A 16,166-nucleotide genomic window follows, 5' to 3' on the forward strand; every position below is an offset into this window, starting at 1 on the left:
ACTACCCGGTTACACCCGGCATGAGAGGAGTAATAATGGCTATCGACGAAAACAAACAGAAAGCGTTGGCGGCAGCACTGGGCCAGATCGAAAAACAATTCGGTAAAGGCTCCATCATGCGCCTGGGTGAAGACCGTTCCATGGATGTGGAAACTATCTCCACCGGCTCGCTTTCCCTTGATATCGCCCTGGGCGCAGGCGGCCTGCCGATGGGCCGTATCGTCGAGATCTACGGGCCTGAATCTTCCGGTAAAACTACGCTGACGCTGCAGGTTATCGCCGCCGCGCAGCGCGAAGGCAAAACCTGTGCGTTCATCGATGCGGAACACGCGCTGGACCCGGTTTATGCACGCAAGCTGGGCGTCGATATCGACAACCTGCTGTGCTCCCAGCCGGATACCGGCGAACAGGCTCTGGAAATCTGTGACGCGCTGGCGCGTTCCGGCGCGGTAGACGTTATCGTCGTCGACTCCGTTGCGGCGCTGACGCCGAAAGCGGAAATCGAAGGCGAAATCGGCGACTCTCACATGGGCCTCGCGGCGCGTATGATGAGCCAGGCGATGCGTAAACTGGCGGGCAACCTGAAGCAGTCCAACACGCTGCTGATCTTCATCAACCAGATTCGTATGAAAATTGGCGTGATGTTCGGTAACCCGGAAACCACCACCGGCGGTAACGCGCTGAAGTTCTACGCCTCCGTTCGTCTGGACATCCGTCGTATTGGCGCGGTGAAAGAGGGCGATAACGTTGTCGGCAGCGAAACCCGCGTTAAAGTGGTGAAAAACAAAATCGCCGCGCCGTTTAAACAGGCTGAATTCCAGATCCTCTACGGTGAAGGGATTAACTTCTATGGCGAGCTGGTCGATCTCGGCGTGAAAGAGAAGCTGATCGAGAAAGCCGGTGCCTGGTACAGCTACAACGGCGATAAAATTGGTCAGGGTAAAGCGAACGCAATCTCCTGGCTGAAAGAGAACCCGGCTGCGGCAAAAGAGATCGAGAAGAAAGTTCGTGAACTGCTGCTGAGCAATCAGGACTCCACGCCGGACTTCGCGGTTGATGGCAACAGCGAAGCGGAAACCGAACAGGATTTCTGATATCGTCTGAACAGACTAACAAGGGGCCGCTTACGCGGCCCTTTTGCTTTTTTGATTAGCGAGGCTGCCCGTGACTGAAACTTCATCCCGCCGCTCTGACTACGCCAGGCTGCTGGATCGCGCGATTCGCATTCTGGCAATGCGCGACCACAGCGAACAAGAGCTAAGGCGCAAACTGGCCGCGCCGGTTATGAGTAAAAATGGGCCTGAAGCGCTGAACGTGACGCCGGAAGAGGTCGATAAAGTTGTTGAATGGTGCATTGAGAACCGCTACCTGGACGACGAACGCTTTGTTCGTCAGTTTATTGCCAGCCGTAGCCGCAAGGGATACGGCCCGGCGCGCGTCCGCCAGGAGCTAAAGCAGAAGGGGATTTCCCGCGAGACGATAGAGTCAGCCATGCGCGAGTGCGTAATCGACTGGGCGCAGCTTGCTAAAGAGCAGGCGCAGCGAAAATATGGCGAACCCCTGCCCACCGTATTTGCCGAAAAAGTCAAAATTCAGCGCTTTTTGCTCTATCGCGGTTATCTGATGGAAGATATTCAGGAAATCTGGCGAAATTTTGCAGATTGACCCATCCGGGATTTTACTTCCCCGTGAAGAAAACTTATCTTATTCCCACTTTATTTTCGTGAGTAGCCTGCCGGTCGATACTGGGCAGTGGCTGCCAGCGACATTTCGTTAGCTTGATTTCAGGATAATTATGAGCAAGAGCACCGCTGAGATCCGTCAGGCGTTTCTCGACTTTTTCCATAGTAAAGGACATCAGGTAGTTGCGAGCAGCTCCCTGGTGCCGCATAACGACCCGACCCTGCTGTTTACCAACGCCGGGATGAACCAGTTCAAGGATGTCTTCCTTGGTCTCGACAAACGTAATTATTCGCGCGCGACCACCGCGCAGCGTTGCGTTCGTGCGGGTGGTAAACACAACGATCTGGAAAACGTCGGCTACACCGCGCGTCACCACACCTTCTTTGAAATGCTGGGCAACTTTAGCTTCGGCGATTACTTCAAACAGGACGCCATCAAATACGCATGGGAACTGCTGACCGGTGAAAGCTGGTTCGCCCTGCCGAAAGAAAAACTGTGGGTGACCGTTTACGAAACCGACGACGAAGCGTTCGACATCTGGGCAAATGACGTTGGCGTACCGCGCGAGCGTATTATCCGCATCGGCGACAACAAAGGCGCGCCGTTTGCTTCCGATAACTTCTGGCAGATGGGTGACACCGGGCCGTGCGGTCCCTGTACCGAAATCTTCTTCGACCATGGCGACCATATCTGGGGCGGCCCTCCGGGAACACCGGAAGAAGACGGCGACCGCTATATTGAGATCTGGAACATCGTCTTTATGCAGTTCAACCGTCAGGCTGACGGGACTATGGAACCGCTGCCGAAGCCGTCCGTGGATACCGGTATGGGCCTCGAGCGTATTGCCGCCGTTCTGCAGCACGTGAACTCCAACTACGATATCGATCTGTTCCGCGATCTGATTAAGAACGTGGCGAAGGTTACCGGCGCCACGGATCTGTCTAACAAGTCGCTGCGCGTTATCGCCGACCATATTCGTTCCTGCGCGTTCCTGATTGCCGATGGCGTTATTCCGTCGAATGAAAACCGCGGCTACGTGCTGCGCCGCATCATTCGTCGCGCAATTCGCCATGGTAATATGCTGGGCGCGAAGGAGACCTTCTTCTGGAAACTGGTTGCCCCGCTGATTGACGTAATGGGTTCTGCCGGTGATGAGTTGAAACAGCAGCAGGCTCAGGTTGAGCAGGTGCTGAAAACCGAAGAGGAGCAGTTCGCCCGTACTCTGGAGCGCGGACTGGCGCTGCTGGATGAAGAGCTGGCTAAACTGCAGGGCGACACGCTGGACGGTGAAACCGCTTTCCGCCTGTACGATACCTACGGCTTCCCGGTTGACCTGACCGCGGACGTTTGCCGCGAGCGCAACATCAAAGTTGATGAAGCGGGCTTTGAAGCGGCAATGGAAGAGCAGCGCCGCCGCGCGCGCGAATCCAGCGGCTTTGGCGCGGACTACAATGCGATGATCCGCGTTGACGGCGCCTCTGAGTTTAAAGGCTATGACAGCCTGGAACTGAACGGCAAAGTCACCGCGCTGTTTATTGATGGCAAAGCGGTTGATGCGGTTAATGCGGGCCAGGAAGCGGTGGTCATTCTGGATCAGACGCCGTTCTACGCGGAATCTGGCGGCCAGGTGGGCGACAAAGGCGAACTTAAAGGCGCCGGTTTCTCCTTCCACGTCAATGACGCGCAGAAATACGGTCAGGCCATTGGTCATATCGGTAAAGTCACCAGCGGCTCGCTGAAAGTCGGCGACGCCGTGCAGGCCGATGTTGATGAGGCTCGTCGTCAGCGTATCCGCCTCAACCACTCCGCGACGCACCTGATGCACGCGGCGCTGCGCCAGGTACTTGGTACGCACGTTGCGCAGAAGGGGTCGCTGGTTAACGACAAAGCGCTGCGCTTTGACTTCTCGCATTTTGAAGCGATGAAGCCGGAGGAGATCCGCGCGGTAGAAGATCTGGTGAACGCGCAAATTCGTCGCAACCTGCCGATCGAAACCAATATCATGGATATTGACGCTGCGCGTGAATCCGGCGCGATGGCGCTGTTTGGCGAGAAGTATGACGATCGCGTTCGCGTACTGAGCATGGGCGATTTTTCCACCGAGCTGTGCGGCGGTACTCACGCCTCGCGCACCGGTGATATCGGCCTGTTCCGCATTACCTCTGAATCCGGCACCGCCGCGGGCGTGCGCCGTATCGAAGCGGTCACCGGCGAAGGCGCGATGGCGATGCTGCATGCGCAGAGCGATCTGCTGGGCGATATCGCGCAGCTGCTGAAAGGGGATACCCACAGCCTCGGCGACAAAGTCCGCGCCGCGTTAGAACGCAGCCGTCAGCTGGAAAAAGAGCTGCAGCAGCTGAAAGAGCAGGCTGCTGTGCAGGAGAGCGCAAATCTCTCCAGCAAAGCGGAAGAGATTAACGGCGTTAAGCTGCTGGTCAGCGAGCTGGCCGGCGTTGAGCCGAAAATGCTGCGTACTATGGTTGACGATCTGAAAAATCAACTGGGTTCAACGATTGTCGTGTTGGCCACGGTCGCAGAAGGTAAGGTTTCTCTGATTGCTGGTGTGTCTAAGGATGTGACAGACCGCGTGAAAGCAGGGGAACTGATAGGTATGGTCGCCCAGCAGGTGGGCGGTAAAGGGGGCGGTCGTCCGGATATGGCGCAAGCCGGCGGTACCGATGCGTCTGCTCTCCCTGCTGCGTTGGCCAGTGTGAAAGGCTGGGTAAGCGCAAAACTGTAATAACTATAATTGCATAGATGCTGTGATTCTCGGATTACAGCATCTTGCGCGAGAAGCACTGATAACGATAAAGTCGGGTTGAAGTTGTGTATATCGGCTAAACTTAGGTTTAACAGAATGTGATGCCGTGACTGCTTACACCGTAGGGTGTTTGTCATCGCTTACTTTTTGGCGTTATATGATGGATAATGCCGGGATGCGAGAGACCCGACTCTTTTAATCTTTCAAGGAGCAAAGAATGCTGATTCTGACTCGTCGAGTTGGTGAGACCCTCATGATTGGAGATGAGGTCACTGTGACAGTTTTAGGGGTGAAGGGTAACCAGGTACGTATTGGCGTTAATGCCCCTAAAGAAGTCTCCGTGCATCGTGAAGAGATCTACCAGCGTATCCAGGCTGAAAAATCCCAGCAGTCCAGTTACTAAGGTTTTCGCGCCTCGCTGTTCGGTGAGGCGCCTCCTTCTATCCCCCATTTGTGCCACTTTTCCTCTCCGATAGCTTCTCTTTTTTGTCTCTTTCTCAGCGTCCGCGACAGTTATCTTTTGCGTTAGCCGCGGCGTAATCGCCAATTTCTTGTTGATAAAATACTCTTTTTGCCGTTTTCACAGGCTAATTGCGCGGGAAGTGTGCAAACGAAAAAAAGGTCTCGAAAAAAGGTTTGACTTATAAGTACCAGAAAGTAATATGTGCGCCATCGCAGCGACGAAGAGCAGAAACAAGTTCTTCGAAGCACTCGTAAGAGGCGTGTGGTGAGGTGGCCGAGAGGCTGAAGGCGCTCCCCTGCTAAGGGAGTATGCGGTCAAAAGCTGCATCCGGGGTTCGAATCCCCGCCTCACCGCCATTTTGCATCCGTAGCTCAGCTGGATAGAGTACTCGGCTACGAACCGAGCGGTCGGAGGTTCGAATCCTCCCGGATGCACCATATTCTCCGTACCTTCAGCAACGAAGGTGTGGATGAGGTGGCGGTATTAGCCGCAAGCACCAGAGAGGATAACGTTGCTTTAGCAACGGCCCGAAGGGCGAGCCGCAAGGCGAGTCATCCTCCCGGATGCACCATCTTACTTGATACGGCTTTAGCAGTGGTATCAAAATCTGCAGTAAAGTAAGTTTCCCGATGCATCCGTAGCTCAGCTGGATAGAGTACTCGGCTACGAACCGAGCGGTCGGAGGTTCGAATCCTCCCGGATGCACCATATTCTCCGAGATAGCAGCCACGCTGTTGTTTCACGGTCTGCGAGATAATCGCCAGCACCAGGGAGGATAACGTTGCTTCAGCAACGGCCCGAAGGGCGAACCGAGTGAGTCATCCTCCCGGATGCACCATCTCTTACTTGATACGGCTTTAGTAGCGGTATCAATATCGGCAGTAAAGTTAGTTTCCCGATGCATCCGTAGCTCAGCTGGATAGAGTACTCGGCTACGAACCGAGCGGTCGGAGGTTCGAATCCTCCCGGATGCACCATATTTTCCGAGATAGCAGCCACGCTGTTGTTTCATGGTCTGCGAGATAATCGCCAGCACCAGGGAAGATAACGTTGCTTCAGCAGCGGTATCAATATCGGTAGTAAAGCAAGTTTCCCGATGCATCCGTAGCTCAGCTGGATAGAGTACTCGGCTACGAACCGAGCGGTCGGAGGTTCGAATCCTCCCGGATGCACCATCTTCTCCGAGATAGCAGTCACGCTGTTGTTTCATGGTCTGCGAGATAATCGCCAGCACCAGGGAGGATAACGTTGCTTCAGCAACGGCCCGAAGGGCGAACCGAGTGAGTCATCCTCCCGGATGCACCATCTTCTCCGAGATAGCAGTCACGCTGTTGTTTCATGGTCTGCGAAATAAGCTCCAGCCACTCTCTTTGTCTCAAAACCTCTTAAGCGCAATAATACACCTCGCCCTTCAGCACTTTTTTCATTGGCAACTCCCTATTTCCACTATAATTTATTCCTGTTAACCGACCTGATACTGGGTGGGATAAGTGCAAGGAGAGAAATCCATGAAATGGTTCAAGGCAATATCTGCGTTTTGCGCGACGCTTCTGGTCGCCGTATCGCTGGCGGGCTGCGCAGGTTCGTCCACAAAGGAAAGTACCGGAGGGTATATTGACGATACCGTCGTGACCACCAAAGTCAAAACCGCGCTTTTCAATGACAAAGAGATTAAGTCTTCGGAAATTAGCGTCCAGACTTTTAAAGGTCGTGTACAGCTCAGCGGCTTTGTCTCATCCGCCGATAGCGCTAAACGAGCGGTAGAAGTGACGCGAAAAGTGCAGGGCGTTCGTATGGTTGAGAACGATTTAAGAATCAAATAAACGCACCACACTGCATCTGTATCAACAAGGGCGCCATCGAGCGCCCTTGTTGTATCTACCGCTGGCAGCGACAAAGCAGACCTTTTGCGTTACAGTAACTCCTCCTTAACAGGTTGGTGAGAAGACGATGTACGAACGTTACGCAGGACTGATTTTTGATATGGATGGCACGATCCTCGATACCGAGCCTACGCATCGTAAGGCATGGAACGAGGTTCTGGGACGTTACGGTATGCGTTTTGATATGCAGGCTATGGTCGCGCTTAACGGTTCTCCAACCTGGCGGATCGCTCAGGCCATTATTGAATTAAATCAGGCTGATTTAGATCCTCACTCTCTGGCGCAGGAAAAAACGGACGCCGTGAAAGCGATGCTGCTTGATAGCGTCCGCCCTTTACCGCTGATTGAGGTGGTCAAAGAGTGGCACGGTCGTCGTCCGATGTCGGTCGGTACCGGCAGCGAGAGCGCCGTTGCTGAAGCGCTGCTGGCCCATCTGGGCCTGCGCCACTACTTCTCGGCGGTGGTTGCCGCCGATCATGTCGCCAACCATAAACCCGCGCCTGATACTTTCTTACTCTGCGCTGAACGCATGGGCGTTGCGGCGGAGAAATGCGTGGTCTTTGAAGATGCGGACTTCGGTCTGCAGGCGGCAAAGCGCGCCGGAATGGATGCCGTGGACGTGCGATTGCTGTGAGCGACTCGCTGTCGCTGATATCGCTGTTTGCCAGCAGCTTTTTGAGCGCCACGCTGCTTCCCGGCAATTCGGAAGTGGTGTTAATTGCTATGCTGCTGGCGGGGGTGAGTCAGCCGTGGTTACTGGTTTTAATAGCAATAATCGGTAATAGCCTTGGAGGGGTAACTAACGTTATTCTGGGGCGCCTGTTTCCGCTGCGCAAAACATCGCGCTGGCAAGAGAAGGCGTCCGGCTGGCTGAGGCGCTACGGCGCGGCCGCGCTATTATTAAGCTGGGCGCCTGTTATAGGCGATTTGCTGTGTTTACTGGCGGGATGGATGCGCATTTCCTGGGGACCAGTGCTCTTTTTTTTATGCCTTGGCAAAGCAATACGCTATATCGTCGTTGCGGCGATAACGCTTCAGGGCATGACGTGGTGGCACTAATTGGACTGATTGTTCAACCATTACAATTATGCTAATTCAAACGATTTCGACAGGCGGGAGGTCAAATTGATCCCGGACGTATCACAGGCGCTGGCCTGGCTGGAAAAAAATCCGCAGGCGCTGCAGGGTATTCAACGTGGTCTTGAACGCGAAACGCTGCGCGTCAACGCTGACGGCACGCTGGCCACTACCGGTCATCCGCAGGCACTGGGTTCAGCGCTGACTCATAAGTGGATTACCACCGATTTTGCCGAAGCTTTGCTGGAATTTATTACGCCGGTTGATGGCGATATCCAGCATATGCTCACCTTTATGCGCGATGTTCATCGCTATACCGCACGTCATATTGGCGACGAGCGCATGTGGCCGCTGAGCATGCCTTGCTATATCGCGCCCGGCCAGGATATTGAACTGGCGCAGTACGGCACCTCTAATATCGGTCGCCTGAAAACGCTGTATCGTGAAGGGCTGAAAAATCGCTATGGCGCGCTGATGCAAACCATCTCCGGCGTGCACTATAACTTCTCGCTGCCGATGGCTTTCTGGCAGGCTAAGTGCGGCGTTGAGGATGCGGAAAGCGGTAAAGAAGCGATTTCAGCGGGCTATTTCCGCTCCATTCGCAACTACTACCGTTTTGGTTGGGTGATTCCGTACCTGTTTGGCGCTTCCCCGGCGATCTGCTCGTCGTTCCTGCAGGGCAAACCGACGTCGCTGCCGTTTGAGAAAGCCGGCAACGGCATGTACTACCTGCCGTATGCGACCTCGTTGCGTCTGAGCGATCTGGGCTATACCAATAAATCGCAAAGTAATCTCGGAATTACGTTTAACGATCTCTACGAGTATGTGGCAGGATTGAAGCGGGCGATTAAAACGCCTTCCGAAGAGTATGAAAATATCGGGCTGGAGAAAGACGGTAAGCGTCTGCAAATCAACAGCAACGTGCTGCAGATTGAAAACGAGCTGTACGCGCCGATTCGCCCGAAACGCGTGACCCGCAGCGGCGAAACGCCTTCCGACGCGCTGCTGCGCGGCGGTATTGAGTACATTGAGGTTCGCTCCCTGGATATCAACCCGTTCTCGCCGATTGGCGTTGACGAGCAGCAGGTGCGTTTCCTCGATCTGTTTATGGTCTGGTGCGTGCTGGCTGATGCGCCGGAGATGAGCAGCGACGAGCTGCTGTGCACGCGCACCAACTGGAATCGGGTGATTCTGGAAGGCCGTAAGCCGGGCCTGACGCTGGGGATTGGCTGCGAAACCGCGCAGTTCCCGCTGGCCCAGGTCGGCAAAGATCTGTTCCGCGATTTACGCCGTGTGGCGCAGACCCTGGATAGCATCCACGGATGCCAGGCCTATCAGCAGGCCTGCGATGAGCTGGTCGCCTGCTTCGACAACCCGGAATTAACCTTCTCGGCGCGCATTCTGCGTTCTATGCTTGAAGAGGGGATTGGCGGCACCGGCAGAGAGCTGGCCGATCGCTATCGGACGATGCTACGCGAAGAGCCGCTGGAAATTTTAAGCGAGGCGGATTTTGTTGCCGAGCGTGAGGCATCGCTACAGCGACAGAAGAAGGTGGAAGCGGCGGATAGCGAGCCGTTTGAAGCGCTGCTGGCAAGGCACGCGTAGCTTTACGCGCCGTAAAAAAGAAAACGGCCACATCACTGTGGCCAAACTTTCATCTCTGATTCAGGGATGATGATGATAATAAATGCGCGTCTTTCATATACTCAGACTCGCTGCCTCAAAAAGAGTTCATTTTATTTTTAAAAAAATCACTATCGGAGGTGAAGAATGCCGTTGTTAGATAGTTTCACAGTCGACCATACCCGAATGGAAGCGCCTGCGGTGCGTGTCGCGAAGAAAATGAACACGCCTCACGGCGATGAAATCACCGTTTTCGATCTGCGATTCTGCGTGCCAAACCAGGAAGTGATGCCGGAAAGAGGCATTCATACCCTTGAGCACCTGTTTGCCGGCTTCATGCGCGATCACCTGAACGGTAATGGTGTGGAAATTATCGACATCTCTCCGATGGGCTGCCGCACCGGGTTCTATATGAGCCTGATCGGTACGCCGGACGAGCAGCGCGTCGCGGATGCCTGGAAAGCGGCGATGGCCGACGTGCTGAAGGTGAAAGATCAGAACCAGATCCCGGAGCTGAACGTTTACCAGTGCGGAACCTACACCATGCACTCGCTGGAAGAAGCTCAGGAAATCGCTCGCCATATCATCGAGCGCGATGTCCGCGTCAACAGCAACGATGAGCTGGCGCTGCCGAAAGAAAAACTGCAAGAACTGCACATCTAGTGCTTCTGCTACGGCCCGGCGAACTCCGTCGGGCCGCTATTCCCTGACGCCGCGGCGATGTCGACGACCTTAACCTTCAATTTTCAACACCGTTCGCTGGTGCCTTTTGCCCATGATTACACCCATGGCGATAGCGAACCCTGGCATCAGCACGATTGCGCCCAGCTGCTGCATATTCTCAGCGGCGTGGTGCGGGTAGAAACCGAGCATGGCTACTGGGTTGTGCCGCCGGGGCGAGGCGTCTGGCTGCCCGCCGGTACCCCACATACCCTGCGGGTTACCGGCGCTGCGGCTGCGCGAACCCTGTTTATCGATCCTCTCGCGCGCGCTGATCTTCCCTCTGCCTGCCAGATAGTGCAGGTGACTCCGCTGCTGCGTGAACTGATTGTCGCGTCGCTGACGCTGGCGGAATCCTACGCGCCGGGCAGCCGCGATGAACGCATCTACGAACTGATCCTTGATGAAATTCGCGGTATGGCGGTGCTGCCGTTTGGCCTGCCGGAGCCGCAAAGCGAAGTCCTGCGCCGTTTATGCCAGAAGGTAAGAGAAGCGCCCGGCGACTCGTGGAGCAGCGCCGAGGCGGCGAAAGAGAGTAGCATGAGCGAGCGCACGCTGAATCGTCATTTTCAGCAGCAGACCACGCTCACCTGGAGCGAATGGGTGCGCCGGGCGAAGCTGATGGAAGCGCTGGTTCGCCTGGCGCAGGGGCAGTCGGTACTGCGGGTGGCGCTGGATCTCGGCTACGGTAGCCACAGCGCTTTTAGCGCCATGTTTCGCCGGGTAACAGGCGTTGCCCCCAGCGACTACTTCCGTTCACCGGAATAATGACCTGCGCTCATCGCATTACACAGCGCCTGCAGCGAGGCGCGCGCCACGTCGTTATCAATTCCCACCCCCCAGCGGCTGTCGCCATTCGGGAAGACGCAGCGAATATAGGCTACTGAACGGCTGTCGCTACGTTCGCCGAGGGTATGCTCGTGATAATCCTTAATCACGAAGTTTTGTTTTAACAGGCCGCTCAGCCCGCTGGCGGCGGCGGACAGCAGGCCGTTGCCGCGGCTCTGCAGACGTCGCGTTTCGCCGGCGATACGCAGGGAGGCCTGCAGAGAAAGCTGACCGTCCTGCTGGCTATCACTTTGGTAATCCAGCAGCGCCAGCGGCGGCTGGGGGAGCAGCCCATAGCGGGCGCGAAACAGCTGCCACAGCGCGTTGTGGGTCATCTCTTTACCATGTGTATCGGTTTCGCGCTGGACGTGCAGGCTAAAATCCTGCTGCAGCGCGCGCGGCAGCTTCAGACCATGATTCTGCTCAATCAGCCACGCGCTGCCGCTTTTGCCGGACTGGCTGTTAACGCGGATCACCGCCTCGTAGCTACAGCCGATATCCTGCGGGTCGATGGGCAGGTAGGGCATTTCCCAGCGATCGCCGGGCCGGCGGGCATCGAACCCTTTTTTGATCGCATCCTGATGCGAGCCGGAAAAGGCGGTATAGGCCAGGCTTCCCGCCCATGGGTGGCGCGGATGAACCGGGATCTGGTTGCAGCTTTCGACGATCTCGACCACCCGCTTCATCTCAGTGAACCTGAGTCGGGGATCGACGCCCTGGCTGTAGAGATTCATCGCCAGTGTCACCAGACAGACGTTACCGGTGCGCTCGCCGTTGCCGAACAGGCAGCCTTCGACGCGGTCGGCGCCGGCCATCACCGCCAGCTCCGCGCTGGCGACGCCGGTTCCCCGGTCGTTATGTGGATGGACGCTGATGCACACATCGGCGCGGCGCGAGAAGTGACGACAAAAAAACTCAATTTGATCGGCATAAACGTTAGGCGTGTTGACTTCCACCGTCGCGGGCAGGTTGATAATCATCGGCCGTTCGGCGCAGGGCTGCCAGATTTCCGCCACCGCTTCGCAAATTTCCAGCGCGAATTCCGGCTCGGTAAAACAAAAAGTTTCCGGGGAGTACTCGTATTGCCAGCGGGTCTGCGGCTGCTGTTCGCATTGCTGGCGGATAAGGCGGGTGGCTCGGGTCGCCAGCTCGACGATCTGCGTTTTGTTCATCCCGAATACCCGCTCGCGGAACAGCGGAGCGGTGGCGTTATAGAGGTGGACGGTGGCGCGGCGGGCGTCGCGCAGCGATTCGAAGGTCCTGAGGATTAAATCTTCCCGTGCCTGGGTTAGCACCTGAATCGTCACATCCTGCGGGATACGCCGTTCTTCAATCAATTGACGCACAAAGTTGAAATCGGTTTGCGAGGCCGAGGGAAAGGCCACTTCGATCTCTTTAAATCCGCACTCCAGCAGTAAGTCCCAGAACTGCAGCTTGCGCGCGCTGTCCATCGGCTCGGCCAGCGCCTGGTTGCCATCGCGCAGGTCGGTGGAGAGCCAGCGCGGGGCGCGGGTAATTTGCTGCTCCGGCCAGCGACGGTCGGGCAGGGCAATAGGCGGATAGGGACGGTATTTTTCACCAGGTTGAGTCAGCATGATTTTCTCCTTCTAAGCGGATCTTTATCGTGCATGACAAGGCGAAGAGGCATCTCCAGCGAACTGGACATAAACTAGCGCAAACTGGACAACCTGCGCGGCGGCCATAAAAAAGGGATCCGTAGATCCCTTCAGGTCAAACCTTAGTGCGCGCCGCCACCGCCGCCGCCGGCGCTGAACGGCGGTCTGGCAAACCATACCAGCCCGAGCAGAAGGATAAATATCGCCGCCGAGAACCAGAAAATTTCGTTGGCGGAGATAATCAGCCCCTGGTTGGTTATCTGCTGCGCGATCCAGCCGGACGCCTGCTGCTGCGTCATCCCTAATCCCTGCAGTTGGTCATACATCTGCTGGGCGTTGGGATTATACGGCGTCACCGACTCGGTAAGCTGAGCATGGTGAAGCGCCTCGCGGTTCGTCCACATGGTGGTGGTAATCGAGGTGCCGATGGAGCCCGCCAGGGTACGCGTGAAGTTCGACAGGCTCGATGCCGCCGCTAGCCTTTCCGGCGGCAGGCCGGACAGCGTAATGGTGGTCAGCGGCATAAAGAAGCAGGCTACCGCGAAGCCCTGGATAAACTGCGGCCACGCCGAGGCGCCGAAATCCATACCCGGTTCGAAGGTCCACGCACGCCAGTAGAAGCAGACCGCGTACATAATAAAGCTGAAGGTGACTAGCCGACGCATATCCAGCTTATGCGCGAAGCGGCCGATAATCGGCGACAGGATAACCGGGATCACCCCGACCGGCGCCGAAGCCAGACCGGCCCAGGTGGCGGTATAGCCGTATACCTCCTGCAGTAGCTGCGGCAACAGCACGATAGCGCCGAAGTAGAGCATATAGGCGAGGCTGATACACAGGCAGCCGATGGTGAAGTTTCGCGACTTAAAGAGCGACAGATCGACTATCGGGTTGTCGTCGGTTAACTCCCAGACGATCAGGAAGCTTATCGCCACCACCGCGACAATGGTCAGGATGATGATCTCGTTCGAGGCGAACCAGTCCAGCTCTTTACCCCGGTCGAGCATCACCTGCAGGCTGCCGATACCGATGATCAGCAGCGCCAGGCCGACGCCGTCAATCCGCCGCTGCTCGGTGCGGGTTTCGCGATTGCGCAGGGTCTGTAGCGTCATCACCACCACGGCGATGCCAATCGGCACGTTGATAAAGAAGATCCAGCCCCAGTGGTAGTTGTCGCTGATATAGCCGCCGAGGATAGGGCCGCAAATCGGCGCGACGATCACCGTCATTGACCACAGCGCCAGCGCGATAGAGCGCTTGGCGGGCGGGTAGTTGCTGAGCAGCAGACTTTGCGATAGCGGGATCAGCGGACCGGCGACGATCCCTTGAATCACGCGGAAGAAGATCAGCATCGTCAGGCTGTTTGACATGCCGCAGGCCCAGGAGGCGATGGCGAACGCCACCGTCGACCAGAGGAACAGCTTCACTTCGCCAACGCGCTTTGCCAGCCAGCCGGTAATCGGAATGGAGATAGCGTTCGCCACCCCAAACGAGGTGATAACCCAGGTCCCCTGGCTCAACGATGAGCCAAGGTTACCGGCGATGGTGGGAATGGCCACGTTGGCGATGGTGGAGTCCAGCACCTGCATAAAGGTCGCGAGCGACAGCGCAATGGTCATAATGACCAGCTGCGCGCCTTCCAGCGGTTTTTGCTGTTGCATTACGCTCACCCCGAATTATCCGGCGTTGGCCTGGATGATGTCGTTTATCAGCTTATTGACCGGCTCAAGGCCGATTTCACGGGCATTACTTTCGTAAACCGGGGAGCTACGCACCTGGCTTGCCAGCATCTCGCCGCCGCGGTCGGTGGTGTTTACCTCAACGAGGGTCGAAAGGCCGATGCGCAGCGGGTGCTCTGCCAGCTGTTTTTCATCCAGCTCGATACGTACCGGCAGGCGCTGAACCACTTTGATCCAGTTGCCGGTGGCGTTCTGCGCGGGCAGCAGCGAGAAGGCGCTACCGGTACCCATATCGAGTCCGACCACTTTACCGGTGTATTTCACATCGTCGCCGTAAATATCGCTGATCACGGTGGCCGGCTGACCGATACGCATATGCGCCAGCTGCGTTTCTTTAAAGTTGGCGTCAATCCACAGATTGGTCGCCGGAACGACGGCCATCAGTGGCGTGGTGCTGCTGATTTGCGCGCCGGGCTGTACGGAGCGACGCGAAACGTAGCCGCTAATCGGGCTGACGATTTTCGTCCGCTGCAGGGCCAGCCAGGCGTTACGCACTTCAGTGGCCGCCTGCAGTACCGCTGGCTGCTGTTCCAGCTTCGTGCCCAGCACGATCGCCTGGTTGGCGTTGTACTGCTGAATCGCCACGTCCAGTTCGGCCTGGGCGCTGGCAACCGTGTCGCGGGCGTGCTGCAGCTCTTCGCGGCCAATCAGGTTGGCGGCCCCCAGCGGAATACGGCGGTTAAGGTCGGTCTGCGCCTGGGAAAGCGCGGTTTTTTTAACCTCAATGCTGGCCTGCAGTTGCTTGCTGTTGATCATCTGCTGGCGAGTTTGACGCACGCTGGCGGCCAGCTGGGTTTGCGCTTTTTCAAACGCCTGCTGGGCATCGGTCTGGTCGAGGGTGACCAGCGGATCGCCTTTTTGCACGTAGTCAGTATTGTCGGCCCAGACTTTCGTCACGCTGCCGGACACCTGCGCCATAATTTGAACCTGATTCCCTGCCACGTACGCGTCATCGGTCTCTTCGAAGTGACGCAGTACTAAAAACCAATAAATCCCGTATGCCACGGCAACAATAATAAAGAGCAAGGTCAGCAGCAGTAGGGCGCCTTTACGCTTCCCTTTTTTGCTGCCCGGTTGCTGCGGGGTTTGGCTCTCCGCATTTGCGCTCATGTTATTCTCCACGATCTTATTATTTCACATCGGCTGAGCCGACCTGTTTATCAGAAAGGCCAGCAGAAGATCTGCTGGCCTGTTCGTTTCCTTGTCAATCCAGAAAAAGCGTTGAGCGGCTGGTTCCGCGCTTAGCGCAGAGACTCCGCAAGCACGCCATCCTCTTCCATTTGGTCGAGGCGACCAAGCAGCTTACGGGTGATGTGCTCGAGCTGATCTTTTTCGCTGGTGCTTAAAGAAGACCAGAGCTGATGCAGGCAGTTGTGCTGCGGCGGTAACACTTCGCGCAGGAACTGATGCCCCTTTTCGGTGAGCTGTAAATGCAGGCAGCGACGATCGTTATCGCTTTCGCGGCGCTCAATCCAGCCGCGTTTTTCCAGCTCGTCGGCAATGCGCGTGGCGTTGGTGCGCGAAGAGCCCAGCGCGCAGCTCAGCTCGGAAGGCTGAATGCTGTGGTTTTCCTGAGACTCAAGCGTGATCAGCGCCATAAACAATGTCTCGTTAATCCCTTGCGCTTTCAGCATCTTGTTACGGTTTTCCAGCAGCTTTCCCTGCATATGCATGCAAAGGCGGGTGAGCAGAATTTCCTGAAAAGGAAAGTCTTCGTGACGGCTGGCGCGGAACTTGAGCATTTGCTCAATGGGAGTAAACGAACTATCCATT

At 56.4% G+C, this 16,166-nt stretch carries 14 protein-coding genes and 5 tRNA genes; 15 read left to right on the top strand and 4 right to left on the bottom strand.

Annotation, left to right across the window (positions count from 1 at the left end; translation table 11 throughout):
- The first annotated feature begins 35 nt into the window (after window positions 1–35).
- The 15 genes from recA to EGY08_RS21720 all read left to right on the top strand — a co-directional run bounded on the left by recA (window position 36) and on the right by EGY08_RS21720 (window position 10,978).
- Window positions 36–1,094 carry a recombinase RecA gene (gene recA / locus EGY08_RS21650; protein ID WP_004124003.1) on the top strand — a complete coding sequence of 353 codons (1,059 nt, stop codon included), beginning with the start codon at window positions 36–38 and terminating at the stop codon, window positions 1,092–1,094.
- Between the two features lie 70 nt (window positions 1,095–1,164).
- Window positions 1,165–1,665, top strand: a complete 501-nt coding sequence (recX, locus tag EGY08_RS21655) for a recombination regulator RecX (protein WP_004124002.1) — start codon at window positions 1,165–1,167, stop codon at window positions 1,663–1,665.
- 130 nt (window positions 1,666–1,795) lie between these two features.
- A complete protein-coding gene (gene alaS, locus EGY08_RS21660; RefSeq protein ID WP_004124000.1) occupies window positions 1,796–4,423 on the top strand; it encodes an alanine--tRNA ligase in 2,628 nt (875 codons plus the stop codon).
- Between the two features lie 238 nt (window positions 4,424–4,661).
- On the top strand, window positions 4,662–4,847 hold the full coding sequence (gene csrA, locus EGY08_RS21665; RefSeq protein WP_000906486.1) for a carbon storage regulator CsrA: 186 nt from the start codon (window positions 4,662–4,664) through the stop codon (window positions 4,845–4,847).
- A gap of 323 nt (window positions 4,848–5,170) precedes the next feature.
- Window positions 5,171–5,263 (top strand) — tRNA-Ser (locus tag EGY08_RS21670).
- Between the two features lie 4 nt (window positions 5,264–5,267).
- A tRNA-Arg gene (locus EGY08_RS21675) sits at window positions 5,268–5,344 on the top strand.
- A 194-nt stretch (window positions 5,345–5,538) separates the two neighbouring features.
- A tRNA-Arg gene (locus tag EGY08_RS21680) sits at window positions 5,539–5,615 on the top strand.
- Between the two features lie 192 nt (window positions 5,616–5,807).
- A tRNA-Arg gene (locus tag EGY08_RS21685) sits at window positions 5,808–5,884 on the top strand.
- A gap of 121 nt (window positions 5,885–6,005) precedes the next feature.
- A tRNA-Arg gene (locus tag EGY08_RS21690) sits at window positions 6,006–6,082 on the top strand.
- Window positions 6,083–6,415: 333 nt separating this feature from the next.
- Entirely contained in the window at window positions 6,416–6,730 is a 315-nt protein-coding gene (locus EGY08_RS21695) for a BON domain-containing protein (RefSeq protein ID WP_004123998.1), read from the top strand.
- Between the two features lie 127 nt (window positions 6,731–6,857).
- Entirely contained in the window at window positions 6,858–7,424 is a 567-nt protein-coding gene (gene yqaB, locus EGY08_RS21700; RefSeq protein WP_004123996.1) for a fructose-1-phosphate/6-phosphogluconate phosphatase, read from the top strand.
- Window positions 7,421–7,849, top strand: coding sequence for a YqaA family protein (locus EGY08_RS21705; protein ID WP_004123993.1), 429 nt, complete (start codon window positions 7,421–7,423; stop codon window positions 7,847–7,849). Before yqaB ends, EGY08_RS21705 begins: the two co-directional genes overlap by 4 nt.
- 66 nt (window positions 7,850–7,915) lie before the next feature.
- The gene (gene gshA, locus EGY08_RS21710; RefSeq protein ID WP_004123989.1) at window positions 7,916–9,472 is read left to right on the top strand and encodes a glutamate--cysteine ligase; all 1,557 of its coding nucleotides are present in this window, start codon (window positions 7,916–7,918) and stop codon (window positions 9,470–9,472) included.
- Window positions 9,473–9,637: 165 nt separating this feature from the next.
- Window positions 9,638–10,153, top strand: coding sequence for an S-ribosylhomocysteine lyase (gene luxS / locus EGY08_RS21715; RefSeq protein WP_004104795.1), 516 nt, complete (start codon window positions 9,638–9,640; stop codon window positions 10,151–10,153).
- A 57-nt stretch (window positions 10,154–10,210) separates the two neighbouring features.
- A complete protein-coding gene (locus EGY08_RS21720) occupies window positions 10,211–10,978 on the top strand; it encodes an AraC family transcriptional regulator (protein ID WP_004123986.1) in 768 nt (255 codons plus the stop codon).
- On the opposite strand, the gene leuA is transcribed toward EGY08_RS21720, so the two are convergent.
- The 4 genes from leuA to mprA all read right to left on the bottom strand — a co-directional run bounded on the left by leuA (window position 10,957) and on the right by mprA (window position 16,165).
- Window positions 10,957–12,633: a 2-isopropylmalate synthase gene (leuA, locus tag EGY08_RS21725; RefSeq protein WP_123828890.1), complete on the bottom strand. Its 1,677-nt coding sequence runs from the start codon at window positions 12,631–12,633 to the stop codon at window positions 10,957–10,959. The two genes, EGY08_RS21720 and leuA, sit on opposite strands and share 22 nt — an antisense overlap.
- Window positions 12,634–12,776: 143 nt before the next feature.
- On the bottom strand, window positions 12,777–14,315 hold the full coding sequence (gene emrB, locus EGY08_RS21730; RefSeq protein ID WP_004123984.1) for a multidrug efflux MFS transporter permease subunit EmrB: 1,539 nt from the start codon (window positions 14,313–14,315) through the stop codon (window positions 12,777–12,779).
- Window positions 14,316–14,330: 15 nt separating this feature from the next.
- Window positions 14,331–15,503 carry a multidrug efflux MFS transporter periplasmic adaptor subunit EmrA gene (gene emrA / locus EGY08_RS21735; protein ID WP_004123983.1) on the bottom strand — a complete coding sequence of 391 codons (1,173 nt, stop codon included), beginning with the start codon at window positions 15,501–15,503 and terminating at the stop codon, window positions 14,331–14,333.
- 131 nt (window positions 15,504–15,634) lie between these two features.
- Window positions 15,635–16,165, bottom strand: a complete 531-nt coding sequence (mprA, locus tag EGY08_RS21740) for a transcriptional repressor MprA (protein WP_004104785.1) — start codon at window positions 16,163–16,165, stop codon at window positions 15,635–15,637.
- Window position 16,166 lies beyond the last annotated feature (1 nt).

This window comes from Klebsiella sp. FDAARGOS_511, assembly GCF_003812845.1.
GTDB classification, from domain to species: domain Bacteria; phylum Pseudomonadota; class Gammaproteobacteria; order Enterobacterales; family Enterobacteriaceae; genus Klebsiella; species Klebsiella grimontii.

Excerpts from the sequence above, each read along its gene's own strand:
- recA (WP_004124003.1), top strand. The coding sequence starts at position 36 with ATGGCTATCGACGAAAACAAACAGAAAGCGTTGGCGGCAGCACTGGGC.
- alaS (WP_004124000.1), top strand. The coding sequence starts at position 1,796 with ATGAGCAAGAGCACCGCTGAGATCCGTCAGGCGTTTCTCGACTTTTTC.
- csrA (WP_000906486.1), top strand. The coding sequence starts at position 4,662 with ATGCTGATTCTGACTCGTCGAGTTGGTGAGACCCTCATGATTGGAGAT.
- EGY08_RS21695 (WP_004123998.1), top strand. The coding sequence starts at position 6,416 with ATGAAATGGTTCAAGGCAATATCTGCGTTTTGCGCGACGCTTCTGGTC.
- yqaB (WP_004123996.1), top strand. The coding sequence starts at position 6,858 with ATGTACGAACGTTACGCAGGACTGATTTTTGATATGGATGGCACGATC.
- luxS (WP_004104795.1), top strand. The coding sequence starts at position 9,638 with ATGCCGTTGTTAGATAGTTTCACAGTCGACCATACCCGAATGGAAGCG.
- EGY08_RS21720 (WP_004123986.1), top strand. The coding sequence starts at position 10,211 with ATGTCGACGACCTTAACCTTCAATTTTCAACACCGTTCGCTGGTGCCT.
- leuA (WP_123828890.1), bottom strand. The coding sequence starts at position 12,633 with ATGCTGACTCAACCTGGTGAAAAATACCGTCCCTATCCGCCTATTGCC.
- emrB (WP_004123984.1), bottom strand. The coding sequence starts at position 14,315 with ATGCAACAGCAAAAACCGCTGGAAGGCGCGCAGCTGGTCATTATGACC.
- emrA (WP_004123983.1), bottom strand. The coding sequence starts at position 15,503 with ATGAGCGCAAATGCGGAGAGCCAAACCCCGCAGCAACCGGGCAGCAAA.
- mprA (WP_004104785.1), bottom strand. The coding sequence starts at position 16,165 with ATGGATAGTTCGTTTACTCCCATTGAGCAAATGCTCAAGTTCCGCGCC.